At 63.1% G+C, this 21,903-nt stretch carries 17 protein-coding genes; 5 read left to right on the forward strand and 12 right to left on the reverse strand.

Features of this window, described 5'->3' with window-relative positions; genetic code table 11:
• Positions 1 to 67: 67 nt before the first annotated feature.
• Genes KO538_RS25020 through KO538_RS25035 form a run of 4 tightly spaced genes read right to left on the reverse strand, consistent with a single transcriptional unit; the run spans position 68 to position 3,889 of the window.
• The gene (locus tag KO538_RS25020; RefSeq protein WP_034749180.1) at positions 68 to 325 is read right to left on the reverse strand and encodes a hypothetical protein; all 258 of its coding nucleotides are present in this window, start codon (positions 323 to 325) and stop codon (positions 68 to 70) included.
• Positions 326 to 363: 38 nt separating this feature from the next.
• Complete coding sequence (locus KO538_RS25025) at positions 364 to 1,170, reverse strand: response regulator (protein ID WP_034749183.1); 807 nt, start codon at positions 1,168 to 1,170, stop codon at positions 364 to 366.
• Between the two features lie 28 nt (positions 1,171 to 1,198).
• The gene (locus KO538_RS25030) at positions 1,199 to 3,103 is read right to left on the reverse strand and encodes an ATP-binding protein (protein ID WP_257620569.1); all 1,905 of its coding nucleotides are present in this window, start codon (positions 3,101 to 3,103) and stop codon (positions 1,199 to 1,201) included.
• Between the two features lie 45 nt (positions 3,104 to 3,148).
• Positions 3,149 to 3,889: a Crp/Fnr family transcriptional regulator gene (locus KO538_RS25035; RefSeq protein WP_046683441.1), complete on the reverse strand. Its 741-nt coding sequence runs from the start codon at positions 3,887 to 3,889 to the stop codon at positions 3,149 to 3,151.
• A gap of 235 nt (positions 3,890 to 4,124) precedes the next feature.
• Here KO538_RS25035 and KO538_RS25040 point away from each other — a divergent pair, with 235 nt between their 5' ends.
• Positions 4,125 to 6,209, forward strand: coding sequence for a bifunctional diguanylate cyclase/phosphodiesterase (locus KO538_RS25040; protein ID WP_257620570.1), 2,085 nt, complete (start codon positions 4,125 to 4,127; stop codon positions 6,207 to 6,209).
• A gap of 8 nt (positions 6,210 to 6,217) precedes the next feature.
• Here the strand turns inward: KO538_RS25040 and KO538_RS25045 are convergent, their stop codons facing one another.
• On the reverse strand, positions 6,218 to 7,285 hold the full coding sequence (locus KO538_RS25045; protein WP_219330004.1) for a porin: 1,068 nt from the start codon (positions 7,283 to 7,285) through the stop codon (positions 6,218 to 6,220).
• Positions 7,286 to 7,753: 468 nt separating this feature from the next.
• On the reverse strand, positions 7,754 to 10,138 hold the full coding sequence (locus tag KO538_RS25050) for an ankyrin repeat domain-containing protein (RefSeq protein WP_219330005.1): 2,385 nt from the start codon (positions 10,136 to 10,138) through the stop codon (positions 7,754 to 7,756).
• A 170-nt stretch (positions 10,139 to 10,308) separates the two neighbouring features.
• Here KO538_RS25050 and KO538_RS25055 point away from each other — a divergent pair, with 170 nt between their 5' ends.
• The 4 genes from KO538_RS25055 to KO538_RS25070 all read left to right on the forward strand — a co-directional run bounded on the left by KO538_RS25055 (position 10,309) and on the right by KO538_RS25070 (position 16,886).
• Positions 10,309 to 13,116: a valine--tRNA ligase gene (locus KO538_RS25055; RefSeq protein ID WP_219330006.1), complete on the forward strand. Its 2,808-nt coding sequence runs from the start codon at positions 10,309 to 10,311 to the stop codon at positions 13,114 to 13,116.
• A gap of 112 nt (positions 13,117 to 13,228) precedes the next feature.
• On the forward strand, positions 13,229 to 13,684 hold the full coding sequence (locus KO538_RS25060; protein WP_034749198.1) for a DUF2147 domain-containing protein: 456 nt from the start codon (positions 13,229 to 13,231) through the stop codon (positions 13,682 to 13,684).
• Positions 13,685 to 13,957: 273 nt separating this feature from the next.
• Positions 13,958 to 15,733, forward strand: coding sequence for an ice-binding family protein (locus KO538_RS25065; protein ID WP_257620571.1), 1,776 nt, complete (start codon positions 13,958 to 13,960; stop codon positions 15,731 to 15,733).
• A gap of 13 nt (positions 15,734 to 15,746) precedes the next feature.
• Positions 15,747 to 16,886: an OmpA family protein gene (locus KO538_RS25070; RefSeq protein ID WP_219330007.1), complete on the forward strand. Its 1,140-nt coding sequence runs from the start codon at positions 15,747 to 15,749 to the stop codon at positions 16,884 to 16,886.
• A gap of 51 nt (positions 16,887 to 16,937) precedes the next feature.
• Here KO538_RS25070 and KO538_RS25075 read toward each other — a convergent pair whose 3' ends face one another.
• The 6 genes from KO538_RS25075 to KO538_RS25100 form a co-directional block, all read right to left on the reverse strand.
• Positions 16,938 to 17,405 (reverse strand): YaiI/YqxD family protein, encoded by a 468-nt coding sequence (locus KO538_RS25075; protein WP_034749529.1) that lies wholly within the window; start codon positions 17,403 to 17,405, stop codon positions 16,938 to 16,940.
• 23 nt (positions 17,406 to 17,428) lie between these two features.
• Entirely contained in the window at positions 17,429 to 18,484 is a 1,056-nt protein-coding gene (gene ruvB / locus KO538_RS25080; protein WP_046683444.1) for a Holliday junction branch migration DNA helicase RuvB, read from the reverse strand.
• 6 nt (positions 18,485 to 18,490) lie between these two features.
• Positions 18,491 to 19,069, reverse strand: a complete 579-nt coding sequence (gene ruvA / locus KO538_RS25085) for a Holliday junction branch migration protein RuvA (protein ID WP_034749203.1) — start codon at positions 19,067 to 19,069, stop codon at positions 18,491 to 18,493.
• Positions 19,070 to 19,100: 31 nt separating this feature from the next.
• Positions 19,101 to 19,640 carry a crossover junction endodeoxyribonuclease RuvC gene (gene ruvC / locus KO538_RS25090; RefSeq protein ID WP_219330008.1) on the reverse strand — a complete coding sequence of 180 codons (540 nt, stop codon included), beginning with the start codon at positions 19,638 to 19,640 and terminating at the stop codon, positions 19,101 to 19,103.
• A gap of 184 nt (positions 19,641 to 19,824) precedes the next feature.
• Positions 19,825 to 21,411: a bifunctional phosphoribosylaminoimidazolecarboxamide formyltransferase/IMP cyclohydrolase gene (gene purH / locus KO538_RS25095; RefSeq protein WP_070301635.1), complete on the reverse strand. Its 1,587-nt coding sequence runs from the start codon at positions 21,409 to 21,411 to the stop codon at positions 19,825 to 19,827.
• A 107-nt stretch (positions 21,412 to 21,518) separates the two neighbouring features.
• Positions 21,519 to 21,752: a helix-turn-helix domain-containing protein gene (locus KO538_RS25100; protein ID WP_008445162.1), complete on the reverse strand. Its 234-nt coding sequence runs from the start codon at positions 21,750 to 21,752 to the stop codon at positions 21,519 to 21,521.
• Between the last annotated feature and the right edge of the window lie 151 nt (positions 21,753 to 21,903).

A 21,903-nucleotide genomic window follows, 5' to 3' on the forward strand; every position in this document is an offset into this window, starting at 1 on the left:
CCAATTATACGCGGTTCACGCCGCGCGGCCAGATGATTTCTTGCAGGTGTCGTCTTTGTACATCGCTCTACTTCTTCTTACCCCAGCGCCAGCTGGTCGGTTCACCCTTCAGCTGGCAGATGAAAATGAGCACGGCAACGATGGCCACTTCATAGACGATGTAGCCCACGAGCATGGTCTGCGGCGGGAACAGGAAAGCGCCGCAGGCGAACAGCGCCAGCGCGGCCAGGAACACCAGCCAGCCCTGCCACGTGATGGGCAAGCCCCAGCCCCAGCCATAGGTCTTGGCGGGGAACCAGTATTGCGGCGTTGATTTGTCAGTCATGATTTTTCCTGGTCAGTATCGATAGCACCCAGTATAAATCAGGCAATGCGATGGCGCTCCGTGACATCGAGGCCGATGCCGCGGTAGCCGATGAAGCGGCTGCCATTGTCGAACATCGGTTCGCCGCTCACCTGCAGGTACTGCGTGCTGCCGTCGAGGTTGGCGCGGCTGTAGATGAAATCGAGAAATGGTTCGCGCGCGGCAATTTTTGCGTCGAGCAGCGCTCGTTCGGTGGCGTTCCAGCGCTGCGGCTCTTGCTCGCTGCCGATGCCCAGCATTTCAGCCACGGGGCCGGAAAAGCGCGTCAGATTGCCCTGCGCATCCTGTTCCCAGTACCAGTCGGACGACAGTTCCGTGAAGCGCTGGAAGCGCGCTTCGCTTTCGCGCAGTTCCGCCGTGCGCTCTTCCACCATCTGTTCCAGCGACTTGTTGTATTCGGCCAGCTTCTGGTACAGCAGGCGCACTTCCAGCATGTTGTGGATGCGCGTCTTGACTTCCACCAGATCGAACGGCTTGCTGACGAAGTCCTTGGCGCCCGCCTGCAGCGCGCGCAGCTTGTGGCCGGGCTGGGCCGTGATCACCAGCACGGGCAGATAGCTGCCCGCCTCGATGTCGCGCAAGCCTTCCATGACCTCGAAGCCATCCATTTCCGGCATCTGCAGGTCGAGCAGGATCAGGTCGTAGCGGTGCTGCTGGTGCAGCGCACGCACGGCTTGCGGGTCCATGGTGGACGTGATGCGCGTATAGCCGGCATTGCGCAGCACCTGTTCCAGCAGCATGACGTTCGCCTCCTGGTCATCTACGATGAGGATGCTGGCGTTCAGAATCTCGGTGGCTTGAAGCATGGCGGTATTCCTAAAAATAAATGCTGAATTAGCGTATTGCGTGAATGTCGTCGGCCAGGCCGTGCGCGGCCGCATGGTGCAGGGCCACGTCGAGCGCATCCATGAATTCGACGACCTTGATCGGCTTGGTCAGGTAGCGGAAGAAGCCCGCTTCCAGGCCCTTCTCGATGTCGCGCGGCACGGCGTTGGCCGACAGCGCCATCACGGGAATATGTTTCGTCAGCGGGTCGTCGTGCAGGATATGCAGGGCGCCGAAACCGCTGATGCCGGGCAGGTTGATGTCCATCAAGATCACGTCCGGCTGATACGTGCGCGCCAGGTCGATGCCCAGGTGCGCATCGATGGCCGTGAGCAATTTCAAATCGCTGCGGCGGGCGATCAATTGCTCCACCAGCGCCAGGTTGGCGGGATTGTCTTCCACGTACAGCAAGGTGCGCTGGCTTTCCTGCGGCTCCTGCACCTGCGGCAGCGCGTCGCCGTCGCCCAGCACCAGGGCCGGCGCGCTGCTGGCGGCCAGCTCGAACCAGAACGTGGTGCCCACGCCGACCGTGCTGTCGACACCGATGGTGCCACCCATCAATTCGACCAGCTGCTTGGTGACGACGAGGCCGATGCCCGTACCCTCCTCCGTGCTGTTTTCCTGGCCCAGGCGGTTGAAGGGCTGGAACAGCTGGGCCACCTGGCCCGCATCGAGACCGGCGCCGCTGTCGCGCACGCTCACGCGCACACGCTCGCCATGCCGGCTGCATTCGACGGTGACGGCGCCGCCGCCCTGGTTGTACTTGATGGCGTTCGACAGCAGGTTGACCATCACCTGTTTCACGCGGGTGCGGTCCGCATGCACATAGAAGGCCTGGCCGCAGCGGGGGAAATGCATGCGGATGCCGCGCTTTTCCGCCTGCGGCGCGATCATCGCCTGGCAATCCTGCAACACGTCAAGCAGCGACATCGCTTCCTTCGACAAGGTGACCTTGCCCGATTCAATCATGGCCAGGTCGAGAATTTCATTGATCAGACGCAGCAGATACCAGCCGCCCTTGAGGATCTGCTCGATCGAGCGCTGCTGCGGCACGGTGGGCGGCGGCACGTCCGACGCCATCAGCTGTGCAAAGCCCAGCACGGCGTTCAGCGGCGTGCGCAATTCGTGGCTCATGCTCGACAGGAATTCGGACTTGGCGCGGTTGGCCTTTTCCGCCACCAGGCGCGCCTTCTTCAACTCCGCATTGTTGGTCTCGACCAGCGAGCGCGTGTACGCCTGCTGTTCCTGCAGGCGCTGGTCCAGCAAGGCCTGTTCCGCCTCGACCTGCTTGCGAGCCGTGTTGTCCGTGCCGATCAGCAAGTAGCCAATGACCTTGCTTTGCGCATCGCGCAAGGCCGTCACGGAAACAATGGCGGGGAAGCGGCTGCCATCCTTGCGGATGTAGGTCAGTTCATAGATGTCTTCGATGCCGCGCGTGGCCTTGAACACGAGCGCTTCCACGCCGGGCGTGATGACGGTGTCGAGTTCGGCACTGAGGGCGGCGGCGCGCGCAACGATTTCCTGCGCATCAGAAATACCGGCCGGCGTCAGCTTGTCGACCACGTCGCTCGCCGCATAGCCCAGCATGCGTTCTGCGCCCACGTTGAAAATCTGGATCACGCCCTGCGCATCGGTGGCGATGCATGAGAAATTGGCGCTGTTGAAAATCGCATCCTGCAAGGCGCCCGCCTTGAGCAACTGACGCGGCAGGCTGGCCGCCACCGTGCGGCGGTACAGCGCCACGAGCAGCATCAGCAGCAAGAAGACCAGCGCGTCGATGACGCAGGCCGTTTCGAACGGCGCGCGCCAGGCCAGCAGGCCGATGGCCAGCAGCACGATGGCGCTGAACGAAAACGCCAGCGCCATGGGCCAGCGCGATGGTGCGCGCGGGGGAATGTTTTCAACAGATTGCATGGGGTAGCCCGGACTGTGACAACGATAAAAGAGAGGATGCGGTGTTCAGCGCGCCTGGCGCTGGCGCACATCCGACAGCAGGCGCGTGAATTCCTTCTTCACCACGCCATAGCATTCGCACACGTGGCCTTCGAGACCGGCGCGGTCCAGCACGGAGATATGGCCACGCCGGTAGCTGATGAAGCCGCGCGTCTGCAAACGCCCGGCCGCTTCCGTCACGCCTTCGCGGCGCACGCCCAGCATGTTGGCAATCAACTCCTGTGTCATGGTCAGCTCGCGGTTCGGCAGGCGGTCCATGGTCAGCAGCAGCCAGCGGCACAGCTGCTGCTCCACCGTATGGTGGCGGTTGCATACGGCCGTCTGCGACATCTGCGTGATCAGCGCTTGCGTATAGCGCAGCAGCAAGCGCATGACGGGACCGGCGCGGTCGAATTCTTCCATCAGCAAATGCGCCTTCAGCCGGTAGCCGACGCCGCCCGTCTGCACGACGGCGCGGCTCGGCGTCGAATTGCCGCCCATGAACAGCGACACGCCCACGACACCCTCATTGCCGACACCGGCAATTTCCGACGAGCCGCCGTTTTCCAGCAGGTAGTGAATGGAAACGATGGCCGTGGTGGGGAAATACACGTGCTGCAGCTTGTCGCCCGAATCGTAGATCACGTCACCGAGCAACATGGACACTTGCTCCAGGTGGGGAGCCAGGCGCGCGAAATCGGCGTCGAGCATGGCGGCGAGCAAATGGTTTTGATTCGGGTTGTGCAGCTGGGCATGCGGACTCGACATGGGCAGGTTTCCTGTTTTCCAGTCGTCAGCTAGGGGATAGTTGAAAGGCGTCCGAACGAGGGGCGCCATGTGGTGCAGCGTAACACAGCGCTGGCACAGTGACCCGACTATATTTCCTATCGGCATGGCCGTCCGTTCGGTAGCGAACGGACGGCATTTCGCCGCGCCCCCTACAGTCAGTCACTGCCCGGCCTGGCTGATCATGGATCGGCACCGGCGCTGCCACGGGACCACCATGCAATCATTCTTCAAACGCATCTCCATTTCCGTTTCCACCTCGGCCCTGCTCACCCTCGCGTTCGGGCTGTGCCTGACGGCCCTGTGCTACGCCTCGGCGCGCCAGATCGAGGCGGAAAGCGCCCGGCTGCTGCTGCAGTACCACGCCAGCGGCCACACCTTGGGCGCCGCCCTGCTGCCAGCCAAAGGCATGGGCCTGGACGCCAGCCATCGCGGCTCGCTGTATGTGCTGCTGGGTGGAATGCTGTCGAGCCTGCTGGCGGCCGCATACGTGTATCAGCTGGTGTCGCGCAATTCCGTGATTGCCCGCATCACGGGCGAACGCACGGCGGCGCTGCAGTTTGCCAATTTGCGCCTGTCCGAAGACATCGCCGCGCGCATGCACAATGAAAAGTCGCTACGGCTGCGCGAACGCATCATCGAAGTGTCGGCCAACGCCATCATCCTGTGCAGCGCCGACGCGCCAGGCTACCTGATCGAGTACGTCAACCCCGCCTTCGAGCGCATCACCGGCTATGCGGCCGGCGAAGTCATCGGCCAGCGTCTGGAAGACTTGCAAGGTCCCGAACAAGGGCGGCAAGACATGCACGCCATTACGGCGGCCCTGCGCGAACAGCGCGAAGGCAAGGCCATCGTGCGCAATTTCCGCAAGGATGGCAGCAGCTACTGGAGCGAGCTGTTCGTCGCGCCCGTGCGCGACGATGGCGATGGCGCGCTCAGCCACTTTGTCGTGGCGCAATACGACATCAGCAGCGTCATGCGTTTCGAACAAGAACTGGAATTTCAGGCGAGGCACGATATCCTGACGGGCCTGGCCAACCGGGCCCTGCTGCGCGAACGGCTGGAGCAGGCGATGGCCGTGACGCGGCGCAGCGGCCTGCCCCTGTGGGTGGTCTTCATCGACCTCGACCGCTTTAAATTCGTCAACGATACCCTGGGCCACGACGCGGGCGACCTGGTGCTGAAAAGCGTGGCCGAGCGTCTGTGCGGCGCCACGCGCGAAGTCGATACGGTGGCGCGCCTGGGCGGCGACGAATTCGTGCTGCTGCTGCCCCAGCATGGCAATGGCGAACCGGGCGCCGCCATCCTGCAGCGCATCCAGGACGCCGTGACGCAGCCGCTGCAACTGGGCGAATATGAATTTTTTCTCAGCTGCTGCATGGGCGTGGCCGTGTATCCCGACGATGGCGGCGATGCCGACACCCTGATCAAGCATGCCGACATCGCCATGTACCGCGCCAAGGAACAGGGACGGGGCCACTGGCAATTCTATGCCTCGAGCATGAATGCGGGCACCCTGGAGCGGCTGGAACTGGAAAGCGAGTTGCGCCACGCGTTGGAACGGGGGCAGTTCCACCTCGAATACCAGCCCCAGCTGGACCTGGCCAGCGGCGCCGTGGTGGGCATGGAAGCGCTGCTGCGCTGGCAACATCCGCAGCTGGGGCGTGTTCCGCCTGCCAGCTTCATCGGACTGGCCGAGGAAATGGGCTTGATCACGCCGATCGGCGACTGGGTGCTGCGCACGGCATGCGCCCAGGCGCGCGCCTGGCAACTGGCCGGCCATGGTCCGCTGCGCCTGGCCGTCAACCTGTCGGCGCGGCAATTCAAGCAAAAGAATTTGCTGCACGCGGTGGCGCAGGTGCTGGCGGACACGGGACTCGCCGCGGCCCACCTCGAATTGGAATTGACGGAAAGCATGGTCATGCATGACGTGGAGCAAGCCACGACCATCATGGCCAAGCTGAAGGCGCTGGGCGTGCAATTGTCGATCGACGACTTCGGCACCGGCTATTCCAGCCTGGCCTACCTGCGCCACTTCCCCATCGACGTGCTGAAAATCGACAAAACCTTCGTCAGCGACATCACGCACAGCATGGACGACGCGGCCATCGTGCGCGCCATCATTTCGCTGGCGCACAGCCTGCGCCTGAAAGTCATCGCCGAAGGCGTGGAAACGGAACAGCAGCTGGCCTTCCTGCGCCAGCACGGCTGCGACCAGATGCAGGGCTACCTGTTCAGCCGCCCCCTGGCCGCCGCCGCCTTCGAAACGCTGCTGCACGAAGGCAGCATGCTGCCCGCCTAGACCAAGGTTTAAAACGCGTGGCGCAAGCCGACGTTGAAGGCGCGGTTGCCCGTGCCCACTTCCGTGGCATTGCCCACCATGTAGGCGGCGTCGTTGCGGTTGCGGATATGCGCATAAGCAACATACACCTTGCTGCGCTTGGACAAGGCATACGTGGCGCCGACAGCCAGCTGCCGCGCATCGCGGTTGGCGGCGTCGCGGTCATCCTTGTGCACGTACGAAGCCAGCAAGGTCGCCGCGCCGAGCGGCACGGACACGCCGACGATGGCGTCGCGGCTGTCCGTGGACTGGGCCGGCGCCTGCGCCGCGCCGTACGGGTTTTCCCCGAAGAACATGGTGCTGCCGTCGCCCGTGTTGCGGCCATAACCGGCAAACGCCGTGGCCACGCCGAAGTTGTAGTTACCGGCCAAAATCGTGTTGTTCACGTCGGCCTTGCCCGGCTCGCCGGCACGGCTCTGGCGCGCCAGGCGCAAGGTCAGCGGACCGTTCACATAGCCGAGGCCCAGGCCCAGCGAGCGCTGGTCGGCCGCCACACCCGTGTGTTCGCCAAAGCCGTACATGACGGTGGCCGTCACGCCGCGCATTTCAGGCGAGGTGTAGCGCACGGTATTGTCGATGCGCGTGGCCGAATAACCGGCCAGGTTGGTTGCCGCGCCGGCAAAGCCGCCTTCGAACGGGTCGGCCACGTCGGTCAGCGCCTGGCTTTGCAGGTTGTACTGGCGCCCCACGGTCAGCATGCCCAGCGGGCTGTCGATGCCGACAAACGCCTGGCGGCCGAACAATTGCCCCGCCTGGTCGGAGCGGCCCGTGTCGCTCAGGACACCCGCTTCCAGCGTGAACACGGCTTGCAAGCCATTACCCAGGGACTCGGTGCCGCGCAAGCCCAGGCGCGAGCCAGCCGATATGCCGCTGGTGAGCTTGCTGACGCCGCCTTCCTGCACCAGGCCGGCGTCCATCAATCCATACAAGGTGACTGACGACGGGGTGACTGAAGACGGGTCGACGGACGACTGGGCGTGGGCGGCAGGCAAGGCCCCCAGGGTGGCGAGTGCCATCGTGATCGAGATTTTTTTCATGCGGGTTTCCTTGTATAAGCGAAACCAAGAAAGCGCGCGGCCATGGCGCGGCCACAGGCGCCAAGGCGCGCTGGGGAGTGCCGTATCGAAAGACGACGGACCAGGCAGCAAGATTCCTGGCTAAGCTGTGGCGGCAGCGGCGTGCAATGAGCCGCGTTGATTCCGCCGTGAATGGTGCACCGCTGGCGGTGCGCGTGGCTCAGGCGCCCGGCCCGAAGGGGACGCTCTGAAAGTGGCTGGCATCGCAGATGCGCTGGCCGTGAGACGCGGACGAGTGTTGGATATGAAACGTTGATACAACCGCGTCTGCTGGCGCCGTCCGCAAGGATGGGGCAGGAGGCGCCGAGGCCGGCATTATAGCATCGGCAGCACCTCTACCCCCCGTTCTGTTGCAGGAAAACGACTCGCCAGGCCGCCAAAACACGGCGTTGTCGCCGGGCAAGATGACGCATGCCGACCAGGCAAATGCTATTGCAGCAACGGTGCGGCTGCCGCAGGCTTGCGCGCCGCGGCGGCCGCCTTCAGCAAGCTCAGCACCGCTTTATTTTCCGGCGTCGATTCCCGGTCCCGCGCCATCTTCAACACGGGGAACTCGCCGCCCAGCGGATCGGCGCCCAGGCTCAGCAACAGCTTGACCATCGCCGCGTCGCTATTTTCGACGGCCGCCAGCAAGGGCGGCAGATAACCGCCGGTGACGATGGGCGCGCCCATCGCGGCCAAGCGGGCGACCCAGTCGTGCCGCTGGCTGCGCACCGCATGCCACAGCAGCGTCTCCTTTTCCAGGCGCCGCGAATCGAGCGCCGCCTGCTGTCCCTTGTAAGAAACTTCGGCGGCGGGTCCGACTTGCTGCCATGGCATGCCGGGCACCACCAGTTGGCGCAGCACGTCCTCGGACGTCGGCTGGTAGTTGTACATGGCGCGCATCGCAGCGTCGAGCCAGCGGTCATTTCCCTTCGCGTCATGCCGGGGCACCCGCTGCTTGAGCCAGTCCAGCGCGCCGGCGTTGCCCGCTTCGGCGGCATAGGCGTACAGCGACTTTTCCTGCTCATCAGTATTTGGCGTGGTGCCGGTGGCCAGCATTTTATCGAGCACTTCGGTGCCGCGCGTCAGGCGCAGCAAGGGTCCCCATAGCAAAGAATCGGCCAGCGGCCGTTCCGCTGGCTGCGCAGCCCCGCCTTTCTTGGCCTTTTTCTCTGCCAGGTACTGGTCTACCAGCAAATAGGGCCGGCCCGCGCCTGCGTCGAGCATGGCGATCATGCTGGCCGTACGTTCTTTCGCGTCGACCAATTCCGGCAAGATGCCCGCATCCTCCTGCTGCAAGGCGTATTCCAGCGGCGCCTGCGTGTGGTTTTCGCCGCCGTATTGCCGCACATCGGCGCCATGCGCCAGCAACAGGCGCACCATTGCGGCATTGCCGTACAGGGCAGCCAGATGCAGCGGTGCGGCGTGGTAAAGCGTATCGCCTTCGCCGAGCGGCACGCCGCGTTGCAACAGCAGTGTCATCATGCGCAGCTTGGCGGGCAACAGCGCGGCGTACTGCTCACGCAGCGCCTGGCGGCGCGCCTGCAGCGGCGCCTGCGCCAGTCGCTGCTGATCGTCGTCCTGCCGGGTTTGCGCATTCAGCCATGCCGCTTCGGCTTCGTACATGCTCGATGGAGGCGAAATCAAATAGTTCAGCAAGGGACTCCTGTCGAGCGCATAGGCGCCCGGCTCGGCGACGCCGGCCAGCAGCTTGCCAAAGGCAGCTTCGTCGCCCTCTTTGGCAGCCTTGAACAGCGCCGTCACCTCTGGCGTCGGCGGCAGCTTGTTGCGTGCCTCGCGCACATAATTGATCAAGCGTTCCATGCCATGCACCGAGACGAGCGGCAACGGCATGCCCACCTTCCATGCCCGCACCAGCTGCTGCGCCTCGGCCTGTTGCGCCGCATTCAGTTTCTTTGTCCAGCGGGCCACGGCGTCGCCAGCGCCCGCCGCGCCACCCGCCGCCGCCAACTGGCTCAGCATGGACGCGAGCACATAGTCCTGCGGCACGCCCGCCTCCTCGCCATACAGCACAGCCAGCTGCAGCTGGGCCTTGGCAATACCGCTTTCGGCGGCCTTGCGCAGCCAGCGGGCGGCCTGCTTTTCATCCAGGCCGCCCGTGCCTTTCCAGCACAGTAAACCCAGCTGGTAGGCGGCTTCCATGTCGCCACCCTCGGCGGCGCGGCGGTACCAATCCTGCGGCGAACGCTGTCCCGTCTGCGACGTCGCCGGCAGAGGCGCGCCGCGCTGCCAAAGGCCGGCCAGGCGCACGGCCTCGTCGACCTGGTCCGGCGACATCCTGTCACGGCGCGCCGGCAGGGACTTCTCCATCGCGGCCGCACCGCTCCACTCCTTGTCTTGCAGCGCCAGCAGGTTGAGTGCATACGACAGCACCCTGTCGACCGGCCCGCCTTCGCCCCGCTCATACATTTGTGCCAGTTCCTGCAGCGGCTTGCCTTCACCCTGCGCGGCCATGACGCCCAACCAGGGCCGCGCGCGCGATGGATTGAGCATGCGGCCCGGCGCGTATGCATACATGAAAACCAGCGCCTCCTGCGCGGCGCGATCGCCGCCCTTGGCCGCCAGCAGATACCAGCGCTCCGCTTCGGCCTCGCTGCGCTCCACGTCCCGGCATCCTTTCTCGCCCATGTAGATATCGGCGAGGACTTTTTGCGCCTCGACATTGCCACCTTGCGCCGGTCCGCGCAATTGCGCCACGGCCTTGCTGCAGCGCCCATCCTGCAGAGCCGCCATCCCCTCCGGGACGCCGGCGCACGCGCCACCGGCAGCCCATCCGGCGCCGAGCACGGCCAATTGCCACAATTTTTTCATGATTGCCTAAGCTTTCAAATAATGTTGCAAAGATGATAGCTTAGAAAAAATACAATGAAGCAATATTGCGCAATCGTGCGCGGCTTTTCGGGCCATCCAGGCCCGCTATTTGCTGCGCATGCTTTATGCACCCCTTATAATGGTTCCTTTTGCCAATCACACGCCAAATCATGGAATTAGCCAAGTCTTTCGAGCCCGCCGACATTGAACAATTCTGGCGCACCGAGTGGGAACAGCGCGGTTACTTCACCGCCACCCTCGATGCCGGAAAACCTTCCTTCAGCATCCAGTTGCCGCCGCCGAACGTCACCGGCACCCTGCACATGGGCCATGCGTTCAACCAGACCATCATGGATGGCCTGACCCGCTACCACCGCATGCTGGGCCACAACACAGCCTGGATTCCCGGCACCGACCACGCGGGCATCGCCACGCAAATCGTCGTGCAGCGCCAGCTGGACGCGCAAAAGATTTCGCGCCATGACCTGGGCCGCGAGAAATTCGTGGAAAAAGTGTGGGAATGGAAAGAAAAATCCGGTTCCATCATCACCGGCCAGATGCGCCGCCTGGGCGCTTCGGCCGACTGGCAGCGCGAATACTTCACGATGGACGAGCCGCGCTCGAAAGTCGTCACCGACGTCTTCGTGCGTCTGTTCGAGCAAGGCCTGATCTACCGCGGCAAGCGCCTGGTCAACTGGGACCCCGTGCTGGGCACGGCGGTGTCCGACCTGGAAGTGGTGTCCGAGGAAGAAGACGGCTCCATGTGGTACATCAAGTACCCGCTGGCCGATGGCAGCGGCTTCCTGACGGTGGCCACCACCCGTCCTGAAACCATGCTGGGCGACGTGGCCGTGGCCGTCGATCCGACGGACGAGCGCTACCTGCCGCTGGTGGGCAAGATGCTCAAACTGCCGTTGACGGACCGCGAAATCCCCATCATCGCCGACGAATACGTCGACAAGGAATTCGGCACGGGCTGCGTCAAGATCACCCCGGCGCACGACATGAACGATTACGCCGTGGGCCAGCGCCATAAACTGGCGCAGATCGTCATTTTGACGCTGGACGCGAAGATCACCGATGACGCGCCGGAAGCCTACCGCGGCATGGACCGCTTTGCCGCGCGCAAGCAGATCGTCGCCGACCTCGACGCGCAAGGCTTGCTGGAGCAAGTCAAGCCGCACAAACTGATGGTGCCGCGCGGCGACCGCACGGGCGTTGTCATCGAGCCGATGCTGACGGACCAGTGGTTTGTCGCCATGAGCAAACCAGCCCCGGAAGGCACGTTCTTCCCAGGCAAATCGATCGCCGAAACGGCGCTGGACAAGGTCGCCAACGGCGAAATCAAGTTCGTGCCGGAAAACTGGAGCACCACCTACAACCAGTGGCTCAACAACATCCAGGACTGGTGCATCTCGCGCCAGCTGTGGTGGGGCCATCAAATCCCGGCGTGGTACGACGACAAGGGCAATATTTTTGTCGCCAAGACGGAAGCGGAAGCCATCGCCAAGGCGCAGGCCGCCGGCAGCACCGGTCCTTTGAAGCGCGACGACGACGTGCTCGACACTTGGTTCTCGTCGGCCCTGGTGCCGTTCTCTACCATGGGTTGGCCTGAAGAAACGCCTGACATGAAGGCCTTCCTGCCATCGTCCGTGCTGGTCACCGGTTTCGACATCATCTTCTTCTGGGTGGCGCGCATGGTCATGATGACGGCGCACTTCACGGGCAAGGTGCCGTTTGAAACCGTCTACGTGCACGGTCTCGTGCGCGATTCGACGGGGCAGAAAATGTCGAAGTCGAAGGGCAACACTCTGGACCCGATCGACCTGATCGACGGCATCGACCTGGAAAACCTGATCGTCAAGCGCACGACGGGCCTGATGAACCCGCGCGACGCGGAAAAGATCACCAAGGCAACGCGCAAGGAATTCCCGGAAGGCATTTCGGCCTACGGCACGGACGCCGTACGCTTCACCATGGCCAGCTACGCTTCGCTGGGCCGCAACATCAATTTCGACCTGGGCCGCTGCGAAGGCTACCGTAACTTCTGCAACAAGATGTGGAACGCCACCCGTTTCGTCATGATGAATACGGAAGGCAAGGACTGCACCGCAAACGACGCCGACCTGTCGCAAGCGGACAAGTGGATCATCTCGCTGCTGCAGAAGGCGGAGCTGGACGTGGCCAAGGGCTTTGAAGACTTCCGCTTCGACAATATCGCCGCCACCATCTACAAATTCGTCTGGGACGAGTATTGCGACTGGTACCTGGAAGTGGCCAAGGTGCAAGTTCAGCAAGGAACGGAAGGCCAGCAGCGCGCCACCCGCCACACCCTGTTGCGCGTGCTGGAAGTGGTGCTGCGCCTGGCCCATCCGATCATCCCGTTCGTCACGGAAGCCCTGTGGCAGACGGTGGCGCCATTGGCTGGCAAAACGCTCAAAGCTGAGGGTGACTCCATCATGATGCAGCCGTACCCGATCGCCAACACCGACAAGATCGATGAAGCGGCCGAAGCGTGGATGCAGCAGCTGAAAGCGTTGACGGACGCGACGCGCAACCTGCGCGGCGAAATGCAGATCTCGCCTTCCGTGCGCGTGCCGCTGATCGTCGAAGCGGGCAATGCCAGCGAGAAAGAAGCGCTGGCATCGTACGCACCGTACATCCAGTCGCTGGGCAAGCTGGCCGACGTGCAGATCGTCGATGCGCTGCCGGACTCGCCAGCGGCCGTCGCCATCGTCGGCACCACCAAGCTGATGCTGAAAGTGGAAATCGACGTGGCTGCCGAACGCGAGCGTCTGGGCAAGGAAATCGCCCGTATTGAAGCGGAAATTGCCAAAGTCAACAGCAAATTGGGCAATGAAAGCTTTGTCGCACGCGCCCCTGCCGCCATCGTTGCGCAAGAAAACGAGCGCTTGCTCAGTTTTTCGGCGACAATTGAAAAACTGCGCGAACAGTTTGCTAAACTAGCCAGCGCATAAGGCAAGTTTGGAAGGATTGCGCGGCGTCATCCGTGACGCCGCGCAGCACTGCTGGTCTTGCCTTGGTATATAACTGTTCGTGACACGATCAAAAAACCAATGGAGACTAGCGATGCATAAAGTATTCAAAGCAAGCGTACTGGTGGCCGCCCTGGCCATCGCCGGCAGCGCCACCGCGCGCGACGGCAACTTCACCCCCGTCGGTACATGGAAAACCATCGACGACGCGAGCGGCAAGCCGAAATCCCTCATCGTCATCACGGAAAGCAACGGCGTCTTGCAAGGCAAGATCGACAAGCTGTTCCGCGGCCCGGACGAAGACCAGAATCCCAAGTGCGACAAGTGCACGGGCGCCAAGAAAGACCAGCCCATCGTCGGCATGGTGATCCTGTCCGGCCTGAAATATGACGGCAAGGAATGGACGGGCGGCGAAATCACGGACCCGGCCAATGGCAAGACCTACAAGAGCAAGGCGGAACTGACGGAAGGCGGCACCAAGCTGCAAGTGCGCGGCTATGTCGGCGTGCCGATGTTTGGCCGCTCGCAGACGTGGGTGCGCGAAGAGTAAGCTCCCCCCTGCCCTGATAAAGCCGGCCTTAGCGCCGGCTTTTTTGCGTCTATTTTCCGCACACGGCCGTTGTTTTCCAGGCCGAATCGCGTTTTTTTGACCCTATCTCCGAACGCCAGGGGCCTATGCGCGCCACCGAACATACTTGAAGTTTCCTAAATGAAATAGTGCATGCCTGTGACGCCATCGCCCTGTAGCGACAGGCGGCATGGCTCTGCCGGATGACCTCATCCGCGGATGACCGGCAATGACTGCCATGCACAAAGGAACACTATGAATCTCTTCAAGCGATATCTGAACCCGCTGATCGTCTCGGCAGGCCTGCTGGCCATGACCGCCCTGGCCGGCTGCGGCGGCGGCGACCAGGGACGCGATCCTATCCTCGGCTTGCCGGCTGCCACCCTGTCCAGCCTGGCCGTCACGCCAGCCACGGCCACGGTTGCTATCGGTGCGGGCCAGCAATTCACGGCCATCGCCACGTATAGCGACGGCTCCTCGCAAGATGTCAGCGCCAAGTCGGCCTGGACGTCGGCCACGCCAGCCAGCGCGACAGTCAATGCCGCCACAGGCTTGAGCACCGGCATCGCTGCCGGCAGCAGCAGCATCAGCGCCGCATTTGGCGGCAAGAGCGCAGCGGCCCAGTTGACCGTCTCGCCCGCCACTTTGACGGCAATTGCCATCACGCCGCTCGCGCCATCGATCGCCATCGCAGCAACGCAGCAATTCACGGTGACGGGCAGCTTCAGCGACGGCGCCACGCACGACGTCACGGCCGTGTCGGCATTTGCCTCGGCCAGTCCCGCCACGGCCAGCATCGCCGCTGGCGGCCTGGCGCTGGGCAAGATTGCCGGCACGACGCAGATTACGGCCACCACGGGCGCGCTCACGGCCAGCACCGTGCTGACCGTCACGCCAGCGACCTTGTTGTCGATCGCCGTCACGCCGCAAAACCCGATCATCCCCGTCGCCGCGACGCGCCAGCTGGCCGTCCTTGCTACGTATTCGGATGGCAGCAGCGCTGACGTGACGTCCGGCAGCAGCTTCGTGTCCGCCACGCCAGCCTCGGCCACCGTCGCCAACGGCGGCCTCGTCACCGGCGTTGCCTTTGGTACCAGCGTCATGAATGCCAGCTTCAACGGCAAGACGGCCAGCACCACCGTCACCGTCCCTGCCATTACCTTGGCCAGCATCGCCGTCACGCCGGCCACCGCCAGCATCTTTGTCGGTGCCACGCAGCAATTCATTGCCACCGCAACGTACTCGGACAGCTCGAACGCCATCATCACCAACAGCGCCGCCTGGACGTCGGGCACCGTTGCCAATGCCAGCGTGCTGAACACGGGCGTCGCCACCGGCATCGCCGCCGGCACCAGCAGCATCACGGCCACGGCCGGCGGCCAGTCGGGCAGCGCGCTGCTGACCGTCACTGCCGTCGCCATCCCGCCCGTCCTCAATCCGATCATCCTGGGCCGCGCCGCATCGTTCGGCGTGCTGGCCGGCACCTCGATCACGAACAATTCGGGCGGCACGACCCTGATCACGGGCGACGTGGGTTCGCCTTCGCAAACGGTCGATCCGACCCAGGCAGCTGGTTTTACCAACTACAAGTCGGGCGCCATCCTGGCCGGCGCGATGACGGATTTGCAAACGGCGATCACGGACGGCAACAGCCGCACTTGCGACGTCAGCTTTGCCGGCGGCATAGACCTCGGCGGCCAGACCTTCGGCCCCGGCGTGTATTGCTATGCGGGCGCCATCAGCATCACGGGTACCTTGACCCTGAACGGTCCCGGCGTGTACATCTTCCGCACGGCGCTGACCTTGAACTCGACCGTCAACTCGGTGGTTGCCCTGAACAATGGCGCCACGGCCGACAACGTCAGCTGGCTGCCCGTCGGCCCGACCACCCTGGCCGCGAACAGCGTCTTCAAGGGCAATATCCTGGGCCAGTCGGCCGCCATCACGGTGGGCGACAACACGACCCTGCTCAATGGCCGCGTGCTGACGGCCGCCGCCGTTACCCTGCGCAACAACCAGATCACCAAATAACCGGGACATGACCATGACTATCGCACACACACTGGGCGCCCTGAGCGTCATGACCGGCGCCTTGCTGGCGGCACAATCGGCGCAGGCGCAGGACAACACCTTCATCAACCCGGACTGGGCCAACAGCGCCTGGTACATTGGCGCGGGCGTGGGCCAGTCGCGCGCCACCATCGACGAGCCGCGCCTGCGCGCCAGCCTGGCCGCCAACGGCGAAAGCGTCACCGGCTTCAGCAAGGACCAGCGCGACACCGGCTATAAACTGTTTGTCGGCCGCCAGCTGAACCAGTATTTCGCCGTGGAAGCCGGTTACTTTGACCTGGGCAAGTTCGATTTCAAGTCGACCACCAACGGCAACGGCGTACTGAACGGGCAAGCGGCCTTCCGCGGCGTGAATCTGGACTTGCTGGGCCAGCTGCCGCTGTCGCAGCGCCTGTCCTTGCTGGGCCGTGTCGGCATGCACTACACCAAGACCAACACGGAATTCAGCGGCAACCGCCTGCTGGGTTCGACCAATACCCATGCCAGCGAGCGCAAGCTCAATGCCAAGCTGGGCCTGGGCCTCGAATACAAGTTCAGCGAAGCGCTGGCCCTGCGCGGCGAAGTCGAGCGTTATCGCTTGAACGACGCCGTCGGCAACCGGGGCGATGCGGACCTGTATTCCGTCAGCCTCGTGTATAAACTGGGCCGCCCGGCCAGCGCCACGCCCGCCTACCAGCCGGCGCCAGAAGTCGCCCCGGTCGTCGCGATGCCGGCCCCCGTCATCGTGGCCGCACCGGCGCCAGCGCCCGTGTCGGAAAAAGTGTCGTTTGCCTCGGAAGCGTTGTTTGATTTCGATCAATCGGCGCTCAAGCCGCAAGGCAAGGCCGCGCTGGACCAGCTGCTGGGCCAATTGCAAGGCATGGACCTGGAAGTGATCGTCACGGTCGGCCATACGGATGCCGTCGGCCCTGACGCCTACAACCAGAAACTGTCGCAACGCCGCGCCGAAGCCGTCAAGGCCTATCTGGTGGCGCAAGGCGTGGAAACGAACCGTGTCTACACGGAAGGCAAGGGAGAAACGCAGCCGGTGGCCGACAACACAAGTGCCGCCGGGCGCGCCAAGAACCGCCGTGTGACGGTGGAAGTGGTGGGCACGCGCAAAGTTGCACGCTAAGTTACATGCACGTAAAAAACCGGCTTGCGCCGGTTTTTTTTCGTCCGCGAATTACTGCGCCGGGGCTGGCTTGCGGTGATGCTTGCTCAGATGCCTGTCCAGGCTATTGGCGAACTGTTGCCGGTCGGACTGGCTGAAGGCGGCCGGGCCGCCCGTGTCCACGCCGCCGCTGCGCAATTCTTCCATGAAGGCGCGCATCGTCAGTTGCTGGGCGATATTATCCTTCGTGTAGAACTCGCCGCGCGGGTTCAGCGCGAAACCGCCCTTGGTCAGGACGTCGGCCGCCAGCGGGATGTCGCCCGTGATGACGAGGTCGCCGGGATTCAACAAACGCACGATTTCCTGGTCGGCCACGTCGGCGCCGGACGGCACTTGCACGGTGCGGATGAAACGCGAGGGCGGCACGCGCAAGCCCTGGTTGGCGACCAGGATGAGCGGCAGCTCCAGGCGGTCCGCCACGCGGTACAAAATTTCCTTGATGACGACGGGACAGGCGTCGGCGTCGATCCAGATTTGCATGCCCAGCATACCTTCCTGCGCCATCACAGTTCCCACGCTTCGCCGCCCGGGCCCATGCGCGGCGCGCTGACGCCGAAGTGCAAATAGGCAGCCGGCGTGGCGACACGGCCACGGGGCGTGCGCTGCAAGAAACCTTGCTGTATCAGATACGGTTCCAGCACGTCTTCGATGGTATCGGCCGCTTCGCCGATGGCCGCCGCCAGGTTGCCGATGCCGACAGGACCGCCGCCGAACTTGAACAGCACGGCTTCGAGCAGCTTGCGGTCCATCACGTCGAAGCCGGCGGAATCAACGTCAAGCATGGCCAGTGCGCGGTCGGCCACCACCTTGGTGATTTCCCCATTGCTTTTGACTTCCGCGAAATCGCGCACGCGGCGCAGCAAGCGGTTGGCGATGCGGGGCGTGCCGCGGGCGCGCTGGGCGATTTCAATCGCGCCCTCCGGGTCGATCGGTGCTTTCAGCAAGGCCGCGCTGCGCGTGACGATCTTCGTCAATTCGCCCGTGTTGTAGAACTCCAGGCGCGCGACGATGCCGAAGCGGTCGCGCAGCGGATTCGTCAGCATGCCGGCGCGCGTGGTGGCGCCGACCAGGGTAAACGGTTGCAGATCGAGTTTCACGGAACGGGCGGCCGGGCCTTCGCCGATCATGATATCGATTTGATAATCCTCAAGCGCCGGATATAAAATTTCCTCAACGACCGGCGACAACCGGTGGATTTCATCGATGAACAGGACGTCGTTCGCTTCCAGGTTCGTCAAAATCGCCGCCAGGTCGCCCGGGCGCTCGAGTACGGGGCCCGAGGTCTGGCGCAAATTGACGCCCATTTCGCGCGCGATGATGTGCGCCAGGGTCGTCTTGCCCAGGCCCGGCGGGCCGAACAGCAAGGTGTGGTCGAGCGCTTCCTTGCGCTGGCGCGCGGCCGTGATGAAAATCTCGAGCTGGTCGCGGATCTTTTCCTGCCCGACATACTCGTCGAGCTGCTTGGGACGCAAGGCCCGTTCGATCGCCTCTTCGTTGTGCGAGATGGGCGCCGCGTCGATGATGCGCTGTTCCGTGAAGCTGTCGGTCTGGATGCTCATGCCCTATCAGCCTTTCGACAGCGCTTTCAGCGCCAGTTTGATGCCGTCCGACACGCCTGTACCAGCCGGCACGTTCTTCACGGCGGCCAGCGCTTCCTTGTCCGAATAACCGAGCGCGACCAGGGCGTTGAGGATATCCGATTGCGCGTCGGGCGCCGCATGCGCGCCGCCGGCACCGATATCGGCACCCAGCTTGCCCTTCAATTCCAGCAACAGGCGCTCGGCCGTCTTCTTGCCGATGCCCGGCACTTTCACCAGGCGGCCGGAATCCTGCAGGGTAATCGCCTGCGCCAGATCGGCAATCGTCATGCCGGAAAGAATCGACAGCGCCATGCGCGCGCCCACGCCCGTGATCTTGATCAACTGGCGGAACACGGCCCGCTCGGCCGCATTGCCGAAGCCAAACAGCAAATGCGCATCTTCGCGGATGGCCTGGTGCGTGAACAGCACGACTTTTTCACCCACGTGTGGCAAGTTGTAAAAGGTGCTCATCGGCACGTCGACTTCATAGCCGACGCCCTGGCAATCGACCAGCAATTGTGGCGGATTCTTTTCAAGCAAAATACCGGAGAGACGGCCTATCATCGCGTGTTCCTAATGTTAAATTTCAGAGTGATTATCCAACTAAACGGCCGCGCTTCATGCGCAAGCCCTGCAGTTGTGGCGCCAGCGCGCCGATCATGGCCAGCGCATCGATGCTGTTGGCATGGCAAATGGCCACGCCCAGCGCGTCGGCCGCATCCGAGCCGGGCAAGCCGGGCAAGGACAGCAGCCGCGACACCATTTCCTGCACCTGCTCCTTGGCCGCCTTGCCGTGGCCCGTGACAGCCTGTTTCACTTGCAGCGCCGTGTACTCGGCCACCGACAGGTCGGCATGCACGAGCGCGCAAATGGCCGCGCCACGCGCCTGGCCCAACAGCAAGGTCGATTGGGGATTGACGTTGACAAACACTTTTTCGATAGCAGCGCAATCGGGCTGGTAGGTGCCGACGATCTCGCTCACGCCCCGCAGGATGACCTTCAGGCGCGGCGGTAATTCCCCTTCGGAACCCGTCTTGACGGTCCCCGACGCGATATAGCGCAGCTTGTTGCCGTGTTTTTCAATGACCCCAAAGCCGGTCGTGCGCAGGCCAGGATCGATGCCAAGAATAATCATCGCCAGATTCTATAATGAATACGGCAGGCACCGGTGAATAACCGGTGCCTGCCGCTGAGTACTTTATCGAGTAGCTGTAGGTCGGATTAGCGGTACGCGTAATCCGACATGCGTTGCCAACTGCGCTTGTCGGATTACGCGCGGCCTTCGGCCCCGCTAATCCGACCTACTCTCTCTATCGATATCAATGACGGAAGTGACGCGTGCCCGTGTACAGCATGACCACGCCGCGCTCGTCCGCCGCATCGATCACTTCCTGGTCGCGCATCGAGCCGCCCGGGTGGATGACGCAGGTCGCGCCCGCGTCGACGACGACGTCGAGGCCATCGCGGAACGGGAAGAAGGCGTCCGACGCCACGACGGAGCCCGTCAGCGACAGGCCCGCGTTTTGCGCCTTGATGGAAGCGATGCGGGCCGAATCGATACGGCTCATCTGGCCAGCGCCCACGCCCAGGGTCATGTTATTGCCGCAGAAGACGATGGCGTTCGACTTGACGAATTTCGCCACTTTCCAGGCGAACATCAGGTCGGCCAGTTGCTGCGGCGTTGGCTGCAGCTTGCTGACCACGCGCAAGTCGCCGATACCGACGTTTTTCGCATCCGGCGATTGCACCAGCAAGCCGCCACCGACGCGCTTGAAGTCCATGGCGTGCACGCCGCTGCCCAGCGGGATTTCCAGCATGCGCACGTTTTGCTTGCTCGACAGAATCTGTTTCGCTTCGGCGGAGAACGACGGGGCGATCAGCACTTCCACGAACAGCTTGGCGATTTCGCCGGCGGTGGCGCCGTCGAGTTCCGTGTTGAAGGCGATGATGCCGCCGAATGCCGAGGTCGGATCCGTCTGCAGGGCACGCGCATACGCTTCCGCCGCATTCTTGCCCAGGGCCACGCCGCATGGGTTCGCATGCTTGACGATGACGCAAGCGGCGCTTTGCTCGAAGCCGCCCATGCTCTTCACGCATTCCCAGGCCGCATCGGCGTCGGCGATGTTGTTGTACGACAATTCCTTGCCTTGCAGCTGGCGATAGTTGGCCAGCGCGCCGTCGGTGGTGACGAGGTCGCGGTAGAAGGCGGCGCTCTGGTGCGGGTTTTCACCGTAGCGCATGTCTTGCACTTTTTCAAAGGCCACGTTCAGGATTTGCGGATAGGTGCCGCGCTCGGCGTGCACTTTCGTCGGGCCCAGGCTCGTCAGGTAGTTGGTGATGGCGCCGTCGTATTGCGCCGTGTGCGCAAAGACTTTTTTCGCCAGCATGAATTTGGTGTCGTAGCTGACGTCGCCTGCCTTGCCATCGGCCGCACGCATTTCCGCCAGTACCACGTCGTAGTCGGTCGGGTCGCAGATGACGACCACGTCCTTGTGGTTCTTGGCCGCCGAACGCAGCATGGTCGGGCCGCCGATATCGATGTTTTCGATCGCGTCTTCCAAGGTGCAATCGGCCTTGGCGACCGTGCCCTGGAACGGGTACAGGTTGACCACCACCATGTCGATGGTCGGCATGTCGTGCTCGACCAGTTTCGACATGTGTTCAGGGAAATCGCGGCGCGCCAGGATACCGCCGTGCACTTTCGGGTGCAGGGTTTTCACACGGCCATCGAGCATCTCCGGGAAACCCGTGTAATCGGCCACTTCCGTGACAGGAACACCGTTGTCTGCCAGCAGTTTGGCGGTGCCGCCCGTGGACAGGAGGTTGACGCCGAGGGCGGACAGGGCGCGGGCGAATTCGAGAACGCCGGTCTTGTCGGAAACGGAGAGGAGAGCTTGTTTGATCATGGCTGTGGCTAGGTGGTTAAGTGTTCTTGGCGAATGGCGCAGCGGTCAGCTATGAAGCTGGGCCCGCTGCGGCGGATTCAAATCTTGGCGTCACTTGCATGCCGGCATTACAGCAAACCGTGCTCCTGCAATTTCTTGCGCAGGGTATTGCGGTTGATGCCCAGCATCTGCGCGGCGTGCGACTGGTTGCCATCGGCGCGTGTCATCACGACTTCCAGGATGGGCTTTTCCACGGTCAACACGACCATGTCGTAGATATTCGATGCTTGCTGTTCGCCCAGGTCATTGAAGTAATCTTCTAGACTTTTCTGTACGACTTCCTGAATGCTTTCTTTGCTCATTTGTATGCTTCAACCGGCTGAACACCTGGCCATCCGGCGCCGCGTCGCTCATGCGGTCCGCGTGCTGCCCTCTTGCCTCGGTGTTGTAATTAATATTGCATGACGCTCTGTATAGGCGCTCGCCCTTGTACTTCTTTCACTCTTGCTGATC

The sequence above is a fragment of the Janthinobacterium sp. NKUCC08_JDC genome (genome assembly GCF_019345575.1).
Classification (GTDB): Bacteria; Pseudomonadota; Gammaproteobacteria; order Burkholderiales; family Burkholderiaceae_D; genus Janthinobacterium; species Janthinobacterium aestuarii.

Excerpts from the sequence above, each read along its gene's own strand:
- KO538_RS25020 (WP_034749180.1), bottom strand. The coding sequence starts at position 325 with ATGACTGACAAATCAACGCCGCAATACTGGTTCCCCGCCAAGACCTAT.
- KO538_RS25025 (WP_034749183.1), bottom strand. The coding sequence starts at position 1,170 with ATGCTTCAAGCCACCGAGATTCTGAACGCCAGCATCCTCATCGTAGAT.
- KO538_RS25030 (WP_257620569.1), bottom strand. The coding sequence starts at position 3,103 with ATGCAATCTGTTGAAAACATTCCCCCGCGCGCACCATCGCGCTGGCCC.
- KO538_RS25035 (WP_046683441.1), bottom strand. The coding sequence starts at position 3,889 with ATGTCGAGTCCGCATGCCCAGCTGCACAACCCGAATCAAAACCATTTG.
- KO538_RS25040 (WP_257620570.1), top strand. The coding sequence starts at position 4,125 with ATGCAATCATTCTTCAAACGCATCTCCATTTCCGTTTCCACCTCGGCC.
- KO538_RS25045 (WP_219330004.1), bottom strand. The coding sequence starts at position 7,285 with ATGAAAAAAATCTCGATCACGATGGCACTCGCCACCCTGGGGGCCTTG.
- KO538_RS25050 (WP_219330005.1), bottom strand. The coding sequence starts at position 10,138 with ATGAAAAAATTGTGGCAATTGGCCGTGCTCGGCGCCGGATGGGCTGCC.
- KO538_RS25055 (WP_219330006.1), top strand. The coding sequence starts at position 10,309 with ATGGAATTAGCCAAGTCTTTCGAGCCCGCCGACATTGAACAATTCTGG.
- KO538_RS25060 (WP_034749198.1), top strand. The coding sequence starts at position 13,229 with ATGCATAAAGTATTCAAAGCAAGCGTACTGGTGGCCGCCCTGGCCATC.
- KO538_RS25065 (WP_257620571.1), top strand. The coding sequence starts at position 13,958 with ATGAATCTCTTCAAGCGATATCTGAACCCGCTGATCGTCTCGGCAGGC.
- KO538_RS25070 (WP_219330007.1), top strand. The coding sequence starts at position 15,747 with ATGACTATCGCACACACACTGGGCGCCCTGAGCGTCATGACCGGCGCC.
- KO538_RS25075 (WP_034749529.1), bottom strand. The coding sequence starts at position 17,405 with ATGCAAATCTGGATCGACGCCGACGCCTGTCCCGTCGTCATCAAGGAA.
- ruvB (WP_046683444.1), bottom strand. The coding sequence starts at position 18,484 with ATGAGCATCCAGACCGACAGCTTCACGGAACAGCGCATCATCGACGCG.
- ruvA (WP_034749203.1), bottom strand. The coding sequence starts at position 19,069 with ATGATAGGCCGTCTCTCCGGTATTTTGCTTGAAAAGAATCCGCCACAA.
- ruvC (WP_219330008.1), bottom strand. The coding sequence starts at position 19,640 with ATGATTATTCTTGGCATCGATCCTGGCCTGCGCACGACCGGCTTTGGG.
- purH (WP_070301635.1), bottom strand. The coding sequence starts at position 21,411 with ATGATCAAACAAGCTCTCCTCTCCGTTTCCGACAAGACCGGCGTTCTC.
- KO538_RS25100 (WP_008445162.1), bottom strand. The coding sequence starts at position 21,752 with ATGAGCAAAGAAAGCATTCAGGAAGTCGTACAGAAAAGTCTAGAAGAT.